The following is a 9,058-nucleotide window of genomic DNA, read 5'->3' as shown; positions in this document are numbered from 1 at the left end:
CCGGCCTGGGGCCGTGCGGACGTCCCGTTGTCCCGCGGCGTGACAGGAGCCCCGGCGGTCAGGACGCGGCTGACGCCGGCCCGGCCGCCGACCCGAAGCCGGCCCGTGGCCCGAGGATCTCCCGGAGGAACAGCCCAGTATGGCTGCTCTCGACCGCGGCGACCACCTCCGGCGGTCCTTCGGCGATGACCCGTCCGCCACCGGTCCCGCCCTCCGGACCCATGTCGATGACCCAGTCCGCCGTCTTGATGACGTCCAGGTTGTGCTCGATGACGATGACCGTGTTGCCAGTGTCCACAAGGCGGCCGAGAACACCCAGCAGTTTACGGATGTCCTCGAAGTGCAGCCCGGTCGTGGGCTCGTCCAGCACGTAGGCGGTGCGGCCGGTGGAGCGCCGCTGGAGCTCGGCGGCGAGTTTGACCCGTTGTGCCTCCCCGCCGGACAGCGTCGGTGCTGACTGGCCGAGCCTGACGTAGCCGAGACCGACGTCGTTGAGGGTGCGCAGATGCCGGGCGATCGCGGGAACGGCCGCGAAGAACTCCGCGGCCTCCTCGATCGGCATATCGAGGACCTCGGCGATGCTCCGGTTCTTGTAGTGGACCTCCAGCGTCTCCCGGTTGTACCGAGCACCGTGGCAGACCTCGCACGGCACGTACACGTCCGGCAGGAAGTTCATCTCGATCTTGATGGTGCCGTCCCCGGCGCAGGCCTCACAGCGGCCGCCCTTGACGTTGAACGAGAATCGTCCAGGAAGGTAGCCACGGACCTTGGCCTCGGTGGTCTCGGCGAACAGGCGGCGAACGTGGTCGAAAACGCCGGTGTAGGTGGCGGGGTTCGACCGCGGGGTCCGGCCGATCGGGGACTGGTCAACCCTGACGACCTTATCAAGATGATCAATGCCGGTGACACCGCGATGCCGTCCCGGTACTTCCCGAGCGCCGTTGAGCGTGTTCGCCAGTACCGCGGCCAGGATGTCGTTGACGAGGGTGGACTTCCCCGAGCCGGAGACGCCCGTGACGGCCACGAAACAGCCGAGGGGGAACGACACCGTCACATCCCGCAGGTTGTGCTCACGGGCCGCGTGGACGGTCAGCGCGCGGCCCGCGGTCGGCTGCCGCCGGATGTCGGGCACCGGTATCTCGCGGCGGCGCGACAGGTACGCCCCGGTGATCGAGGACTCCGCATGGAGCAACGCCTCCACCGAGCCGGACACGACGACCTTGCCGCCGTGCTCACCAGCCCCCGGCCCGATGTCCACCACCCAGTCGGCGGCGCGGATCGTGTCCTCGTCGTGTTCGACGACGATCAGGGTGTTACCGAGGTCGCGCAGCCGGACCAGCGTCTGGATGAGGCGGCGGTTGTCCCGCTGGTGCAGGCCGATCGACGGCTCGTCCAGGACGTAGAGGACCCCGACCAGCCCCGAACCGATCTGGGTGGCGAGCCTGATCCGCTGCGCCTCCCCCCCGGCCAGCGTGCCGGCGGCACGGTCCAGGGACAGGTAGTCGAGCCCGACGTCGAGCAGGAACGCGAGCCGCGCGTCGATCTCCTTGAGTACCCGGCCGGCGATCGTCCGTTCCCGTTCGGTGAGCTCGAGCGCCCGCAGGAACTCGGCGCACTCCCCGATGGCCATAGCGGCCACCTCGGCGATCGAACGACCACCCAGGGTTACCGCCAGTGATTCGGGTTTGAGCCGGGCGCCGCGGCAGACCGGGCAGGCGATGTCACGCATGTAGCCCTCGTAGCGCTCACGGCTGCTGTCCGACTCGGCCTCCCGATGGCGGCGGCTGAGGAAGGCGACCACCCCCTCGAAGGCGGTGAAGTACTGGCGTGACCGGCCGTACCGGTTGGTGTAGGCGACCTGGACCTCGGTCTCCCCCCGTCCGTGCAGCACAGCCTTGCGTGCCCGTTCCGGCAGGCCCTCCCAGGGGATGTCCATCCGGAAGCCGAGATCGTTGGCCAGGGCCTCCAGCAGCCGGGTGAAGTACTCCTTGTTGTGGCCGGCTGACCACGGCGCGATCGCTCCGTCGTTCAGCGACAGCGTCGGGTCGGGAACGACGAGCTCGGGATCGACCTCCTTACGGGTGCCCAGGCCGGAACAGTCCGGACAGGCACCGTACGGGGAGTTGAAGGAGAAGGACCTCGGTTCCAGCTCCTCGAACGACAGGTCGTCGTACAGGCAGGCGAGATGCTCGGAGTACATCCGCTCACGGTCGGGGCCGCCCGGGTCGCGGTCGACGAAGTCGAGCAGCACCAGACCACCACCAAGGCCGAGTGCCGTCTCGATGGAGTCGGTCAGCCGCTGCTTTGCCGACGCCTTCACCGCCAGCCGGTCGACCACGACCTCGATCGTGTGTTTACGCTGCTTCTCCAGTTTCGGCACATCGGTGAGAGCGAGGACACCGCCGTCGACACGCGCGCGGGCGAATCCCTTGGACTGCAGGTCCGCGAAGAGGTCGAGGTATTCGCCCTTGCGGCCCCGAACGATCGGGGCGAGCACCTGGAAGCGAGTGCCCTCGGGCAGCTCGAGCAGCCGGTCGACGATCTGCTGCGGGGTCTGCCGGGAGATCGGTCGCCCGCACTTCGGGCAGTGCGGGCGACCCGCCCGCGCGAACATCAGGCGCAGGTAGTCGTACACCTCGGTGATCGTTCCGACCGTGGACCTGGGGTTTCGTGAGGTCGACTTCTGGTCGATCGAGACGGCTGGGGACAGCCCCTCGATGAAGTCGACGTCGGGCTTGTCCATCTGGCCAAGGAACTGGCGGGCATAGGCCGACAACGACTCGACATACCGCCGCTGCCCCTCCGCGAAAATTGTGTCGAAGGCGAGGCTGGACTTTCCCGAGCCCGACAGACCGGTAAAAACAATCAAGGAGTCCCGTGGCAGGTCGAGGTCGACATCGCGCAGGTTGTGCTCGCGCGCGCCGCGAACGACGAGACGGTCTGCCATCGTGGGATCCTTCGCGGTCTGCTCGGGTGACGGGACATGCCGCGTTCGAGGACGGATGTCCGCGGCGCCTGCCATGGTACGGACGAGCCCCGACAGCTTCGGAGCGACATCGCGGTGGGGACAGCTGAGACGAGCCCCGCCATGGTCGCTGGCCTGGCCAGCCACGACCACCGGCGGCGGTATGATGTTCAGCGGAGGAGAACATGGGACACGGCGAGCACGGGTATTCGGGAGTGGTCGCGGCCGGCGGGCCGGCGGATGTCCGCGAGCTGCCGGGGCTGACGATCATCAAGGTCGCGGTCGGTCCGATGGACAACAACGCCTACCTGCTGCGATGCGCCGTAACCGGCGAGCAGCTTCTGATCGACGCCGCGAACGAGGCCGAGACGCTGTTGGGCCTCATCGGTGCGGCGGGGCTCACCACCGTGGTGACGAGCCACCATCACAATGACCATGTGCAGGCGCTGGACGCGGTGGTCGCGGCGACCGGGGCGAGGACGGTGGCGCACCCGGCCGACGCCGACGCCATCCCGGTGCCGACGACGGTCCTGGTCCGTGACGGCGACGAGGTGACCGTCGGCGCCGCCACCCTGCGGGTGATTCACCTGGTTGGGCACACACCGGGGTCGATCGCGTTGCTCTACGATGCCGACCCGGCCGCACCGCATCTGTTCACCGGTGACTGTCTGTTTCCCGGTGGCCCCGGTGCCACTTTCGGGAACGCCTCGGCGTTCAGCTCTCTCATGGATGACCTCGAGTGGAAGGTTTTCGGGCCGTTCCCGGATGCCACCTGGATCTATCCCGGGCACGGCAGGGACACAACCATCGAGGCGGAGCGGCCGCATCTCGCCGAATGGCGTGCCCGCGGCTGGTGAGCGAATACCGGGGCGGCTGGACGCGGTTCAGCGCGCCCGGCACGAGGGGACGCGGCATCGCGAATCATCCACCCGGGCGCCGCCACCTGACCGAACGCCCTGCCGCCGGATCCTCGTACCGGTCGAAATCCCGATCTCACGCACGCTCTCGCGGCGAAATCTCGGGCTCGAGGCCAGCAACCACGGTGTCATGCAGCCGGTTCCGGCCGACAGTGAGCGCGCGCCGCACTTCCGCCTCGATTTCGAGAGGATCGATCCCGAGCCTGCGGCCGATATGAACAGACCAGATCTCGCTGCGCACATTGGTCTCGAAGTCCAGTTCGCTGCGCAGGTCGTTACGAGCTGCCTGTCGATTCTGGCTCACCATGACAAATGTGCTGAGAAAAATGGCCTCCAGGCTGACAAGCATCGTCAGCAGGCCATAAGGATAGCGGTCGAAAACCAGCGCGGGACCCCAAACCCCCGTGTTCGCCACAATCCAGAGAGCGAACCACAGAGCGTGGATGTAGACGAATCTGAGACTGCCCGCAAAAGCCGTCACAGCGTCGGCCACCCGGTCCTGTGAGCTCTTCAGGCTGGCGACGAGGTGAGTCTCGTTACGGATGTGATGCCGCGGCCGCTCGCTGGCCCCGGCCGGGAGCGGCCGCGGCCTGACGGTGTTGACCGGCCGCTCGCAGGCCGGGCAGCGGTCACCGGAACGATCGGGCGCGGCGGGCGGCTGGCCGGCATCAGCGGATTGGGCGCTGGTCATCTGCCCAGGTTCCCACTGGGGGCACAGCCGTGGTACCCGGTCCAGGCTGGTCGGTCGTGCGAGGCGGGAACAACGCGGCCCACGAAGCTCCGGCAACAGGGTCATGGATCAGGGAGCGAGGTCGGGGCGCGTGTATCGCGAGGTGACGGAGGGAGTCACCTTGGCGATGACGCGAGGTGCGTGCCCCACGGCCGGTCGCGCTAAGTGGTACCGGCAATACCAGCGCGGCGTCGATGGTACTGGCAATACCGCTCGCGCTATCGAGGTGGTGACAGAAGATTCGATCACTGATGCAGATATTTCATCATTCTGGTTCAATCAGGCGGATCGAGGGAAATTGACGCATGCCACGGGTCCAGCCGCACCCCGGCACCATGACGGGGAGCTGCTATTTCGGTACGCGCGGTAGCCGCACCCCCACACAGAAGGAGACCGAATTGAACGAGCTACAGACATTCCATTTACCCGAGTTCATCGACGGCACGGAATCCGACCGCGCGCTGGCGCGTGCGATGGTGCGAGCCTGGCGGAGCGACGGAATATTCCAGATTGCTACCAGCCCGGCACAGGATCAAAAAACCCAGGCCGCGATTGAATCGAGCAAACGATTTTTTCGCCTGCCCATGAAAGCCAAGAGCCAATGTGTGAGTGAGCTGACCTACAGCGGCTACATCGCGTCCGGTGAGGAGGTCACGGCCGGCGAAGCGGACTATTCCGAGATTTTCACGGTCTGTCCGGACATCGCGTTGGACGATGCCCGTGTTCAGGCGCGGTGGCCATGCCACGGCCCGACCCCCTGGCCCGACGCCGAATACCAGCGAAGCATGCGGGTGTTCATGGACGAACTCGGCCGGGTGGGTGAGAAACTACTGAAGCTGACAGCGCTGGGCCTGGAGCTTGATGACACCGACGCGCTGACGAGGCTGACCGCTGATGGCTGGCACCATATGCGGGTCCTGCGTTTTCCCGCTTTGTCGAAGGAGAGCCGTCGCGGCATCGGCGCCCACACCGACTACGGGCTGCTGGTAATCGCCGCCCAGGATGACGTGGGCGGGCTCTACATACGTCCGCCGGTTGCCGGGGAGAAGCGGAACAGGAACTGGCTGGCGAACGAGAGCGCCGCCGGCATGTACGAGAACGAGGAGCCGTGGACGTTCGTGCGGCCGGTGCCGAGCGTACTGACGGTGTTCCCTGGTGACATTCTTCAGTTCCTGACCGACGGCTTTCTGCTCTCGACACCGCACAAGGTCAGGCTGAACACCCGAGAGCGTTTCGCGCTCGCGTACTTCCATGAGCCCAATTTTGCGGCCCGCATCCGTCCGCTGTCCGGGGTGAGTGCCGACTGCATCCACTACGGGACACATTTTACCAATATGTTCATGCGTAGTTATCCAGCACGAATTACTACCCAACGCATCCTCGCGGAGGACCGCCTGTCAGTCCTGCCCCTCCTGCGGGATGACGGCGGGCTCCTGATCAGCTGATCTCCGAGCCCGACCTGGCGGGTGACCCGCCGTACGCTTGTTGCCGGACCGTTAGCGCGGTCCGGCAACAAGGCTCCGTCAGCTTCCCGGAACCACACCGGCCGGCGGCACGGATTCACTTTCCGCGATACCTCCCGCCGGATTTTTCACATCCTTCCTATCCTTTTTGGTCTTCTCCTGTTTTTCCGCCCGGGTGGCAGCCGCGCCCGGCCGGCCAGTGTCCTCAGCCGCGCGGCGGGCATCGGCGAGGAACGGCCCGCCGCCGCTCGGGTCGAGTACTCCCGCCTCCGCCCAGTCGAACCTGCCGGCCAGAACCTGTTGCGCGGCCCGGAAATTGTAGGTGTCGTCGTTGCTCCACAACGCGTCGAACAAAACATCGACCCGGCGCCGGGCCTGCCGGCAGAACAGGTCCGCCAGCTCGATGGCGGTCGGCTCACCGTCCCGCGCGAGCAGCTGCGCACGAACCACACACGCGCTCATGGCGAACAGCTCCGCACCGATGTCGACGATACGGCCAAGAAACATCTGTCTCTTTTCCAGGCCGCCCTTCCAACGGCTCATCCCATAGAAGGTCGAGCGGGCCATTTTGCGCGCCGACCGTTCAACGAACCGAAGGTGCGTCGCGAGCGCGCCAAACTCAGCGAAGGAACGCGGGCCGGTCCCCTCCCCGACAACCAGTCGGGGCAACCAGCGGGCGTAGAAGCCAGCCGCGCGCGCGGAGGTTCTCGCCTTGGCCGACAACGGGATCTCCGGCTCGATGATGTCCCCGGCGACCGTCAGATGGGTGTCGACCGCCTCCCGGGCGATGAGCAGTTTCATGATTTCGCTGGAGCCCTCGAAGATCCGGTTGATACGCAGGTCGCGCAGCATCTGCTCGGCCGGGACGGGCCGTTCACCGCGATTGGCCAGCGATTGCGCCGTCTCGTACCCGCGGCCGCCGCGGATCTGCACCATCTCGTCGGCGACCAGCCACGCCATCTCGCTCGCGTACAGCTTGGCGAGCGCGGCCTCGATCCGGATGTCCTTACCGCCTTCGTCGGCCATCATCGCGGTCAGGTCGACGACCGCCTCCATGGCGAACGCGGTCGCGGCGATAAAAGCGATCTTCTGAGCGATGGCCTCGTGGCGGCCGATCGGCTGGCCCCACTGAACCCGCTCAGCGGCCCACTCCCGGGCGATCCGCAGCGAGTACTTCGCGCCGCCGGCGCAGACCGCTGGCAGGGCCAGCCGGCCGGTGTTGAGGGTCGTCAACGCGATCTTGAGCCCTTCCCCCTCCCGGCCAAGCCGGTCTTCGACCGGTACTCTCACCCGGTCGAAGCGGGTGACACCGTTCTCGATGCCACGCAGACCCATGAACTCGTTGCGGTGCTCGACCGTGACACCGGGCGCGTGCGCGTCGACGATGAAGCAGGTGATGCCGCCGTGACGCTCCGCGGCTGTCGGCACGACAGCCATCACAACCAGCCGGTCCGCGATCACACCGTTGGTGGTCCACAGCTTGTGGCCGGACAGCTCGTAGGCCACACCGCCGTCCACAGGAACGGCCTGCGCACTCATCCGCGCGGGATCGCTGCCCACATCTGGCTCGGTCAGCAGGAACGCGCTGACCTCCTTGCGGGCGACCAGCGGCAGGTACCTGCGCTTCTGCTCACGTGTGCCGAATCTGCGAACCGGTTCGGCTACCCCGATCGACTGGTGCGCCGAGAGCAGAGTCGGGATGGAGGAATGCCAGGTACCGGCGAGCGCCAGCGCCCGATTGTAGTACACGGTGCTCAGCCCGAGGCCGCCATACTCCTCCGGGATCTTCATGCCCAGCGCGCCCAGCCCTTTGAGACCATCGAGGACGTCCCGCGGAATACGCCCATCCCGCTCGATCTGGAGCGGGTCCACGTGCTCACGCAGGAATTCCTCGAGCCTTTCAAGAAAGGCCTCACCGCGCGTCCTGTCGGCCTTCGACGGCCGGGGGTGCGGCGAGATGAGATCGAGGCGAAAATGCCCGAGGAAGAGCTCCTTACCGAACGACGGACGCGTCCATGCCGTCTCACGCGCGGCTTCGGCGACCTTGCGGGCGTCCTTTTCGTCCACTTGTGGCATATTCAGCTCCCAGGTTCAGCAGATCTGCTACGCCTTTTCTTCCCCGCCCGGAGCGATCTATTGTCTGTTGCTGGCGGCACGCATCGTACTTTTTTGGTCGTTGGTTTTTGGTGGGTGGTTGGATGAAGATCAAGTTCATCAAGAAGTGTCGTCAACATCGTTGACTACACTGTAGGTAGCAGAAAACGTGAAGGAGACCGATGGAGACCGCGCAACCTCGCCACACCCGCACCCCTCGCGGGACGCTGTCCCAACAGCTGCTGCTCGACACCGCGATGGAGATCGTCGACATCGGTGGGGTCGGAGGCTTCAGCATGCGAGCGCTCGGTGCCCGGCTGAACATCGACCCCACTGCCGTCTACCGGCATTTCCGCACCAAAAACGATCTCCTGGAGGCCCTGGCCGACCGGGTGGTGCGAGGTACGGAGCCACTCCCCCACTCCGGGAGCCCCCTCGCCGACCTCCGGGAGACCTTCGCCCAGCTGCGCCGGTCGCTCCTGCGCCATCCCACTCTCGCACCGGTCGTCCTGCGCCGGCCGCCGGGCGGCGAAGCCAGCTGGGAACGGACCAACCACACGATCGGTCTGCTCCGCGACGCGGGAATGCCCGATCATGAGGCGGCCAACGCCTTCCAGACGCTGCTCTTCTACACCCTCGGGCACTCCCTCACCGAAGCTCGCCACACCGCGGCGACGATCGCCCGCAAGGGGCCGGACGCCACCGTCACGCCAGTAACCGCGATCAGTCCGGCCGCTTCCCGCTACCCCCACCTCGCCGCAACCGCCGACCACCTCGCCGCCGAGATGGAAACCCAGTTCCACGAGGGGCTGGGCCTCGTCCTCGCCGCACTCGCGATCTGACGGCCCGCCCCGCCGATGAGGGCGTCCAGCCCGAGCTCAGGGGCGCA

General features: G+C 66.6%; 6 protein-coding genes. 3 read left to right on the top strand and 3 right to left on the bottom strand.

The window, feature by feature from the left end:
* Positions 1 to 58: 58 nt before the first annotated feature.
* Complete coding sequence (gene uvrA, locus MJ783_RS07400) at positions 59 to 2,947, bottom strand: excinuclease ABC subunit UvrA (RefSeq protein WP_239309445.1); 2,889 nt, start codon at positions 2,945 to 2,947, stop codon at positions 59 to 61.
* A 203-nt stretch (positions 2,948 to 3,150) separates the two neighbouring features.
* Here uvrA and MJ783_RS07395 point away from each other — a divergent pair, with 203 nt between their 5' ends.
* Positions 3,151 to 3,822, top strand: a complete 672-nt coding sequence (locus MJ783_RS07395) for an MBL fold metallo-hydrolase (protein WP_239309443.1) — start codon at positions 3,151 to 3,153, stop codon at positions 3,820 to 3,822.
* 136 nt (positions 3,823 to 3,958) lie between these two features.
* Here MJ783_RS07395 and MJ783_RS07390 read toward each other — a convergent pair whose 3' ends face one another.
* Complete coding sequence (locus MJ783_RS07390; RefSeq protein ID WP_239309441.1) at positions 3,959 to 4,375, bottom strand: DUF1003 domain-containing protein; 417 nt, start codon at positions 4,373 to 4,375, stop codon at positions 3,959 to 3,961.
* A gap of 635 nt (positions 4,376 to 5,010) precedes the next feature.
* On the opposite strand from MJ783_RS07390, the gene MJ783_RS07385 reads away from it, so the two are divergent.
* Positions 5,011 to 6,057, top strand: coding sequence for a 2-oxoglutarate and iron-dependent oxygenase domain-containing protein (locus tag MJ783_RS07385; RefSeq protein ID WP_239309439.1), 1,047 nt, complete (start codon positions 5,011 to 5,013; stop codon positions 6,055 to 6,057).
* Positions 6,058 to 6,135: 78 nt separating this feature from the next.
* Here the strand turns inward: MJ783_RS07385 and MJ783_RS07380 are convergent, their stop codons facing one another.
* Positions 6,136 to 8,151 (bottom strand): acyl-CoA dehydrogenase family protein, encoded by a 2,016-nt coding sequence (locus MJ783_RS07380; RefSeq protein WP_239309437.1) that lies wholly within the window; start codon positions 8,149 to 8,151, stop codon positions 6,136 to 6,138.
* Positions 8,152 to 8,351: 200 nt separating this feature from the next.
* Here MJ783_RS07380 and MJ783_RS07375 point away from each other — a divergent pair, with 200 nt between their 5' ends.
* Entirely contained in the window at positions 8,352 to 9,011 is a 660-nt protein-coding gene (locus MJ783_RS07375) for a TetR/AcrR family transcriptional regulator (RefSeq protein ID WP_239309435.1), read from the top strand.
* Positions 9,012 to 9,058: the final 47 nt, after the last annotated feature.

It is taken from the genome of Protofrankia sp. Cj3 (assembly GCF_917627355.1).
Lineage (GTDB): Bacteria > Actinomycetota > Actinomycetes > Frankiales > Frankiaceae > Protofrankia.
The sequence above is the reverse complement of the archived record's forward strand: the minus strand, read 5'-3'. Positions and strand labels throughout refer to the sequence as shown.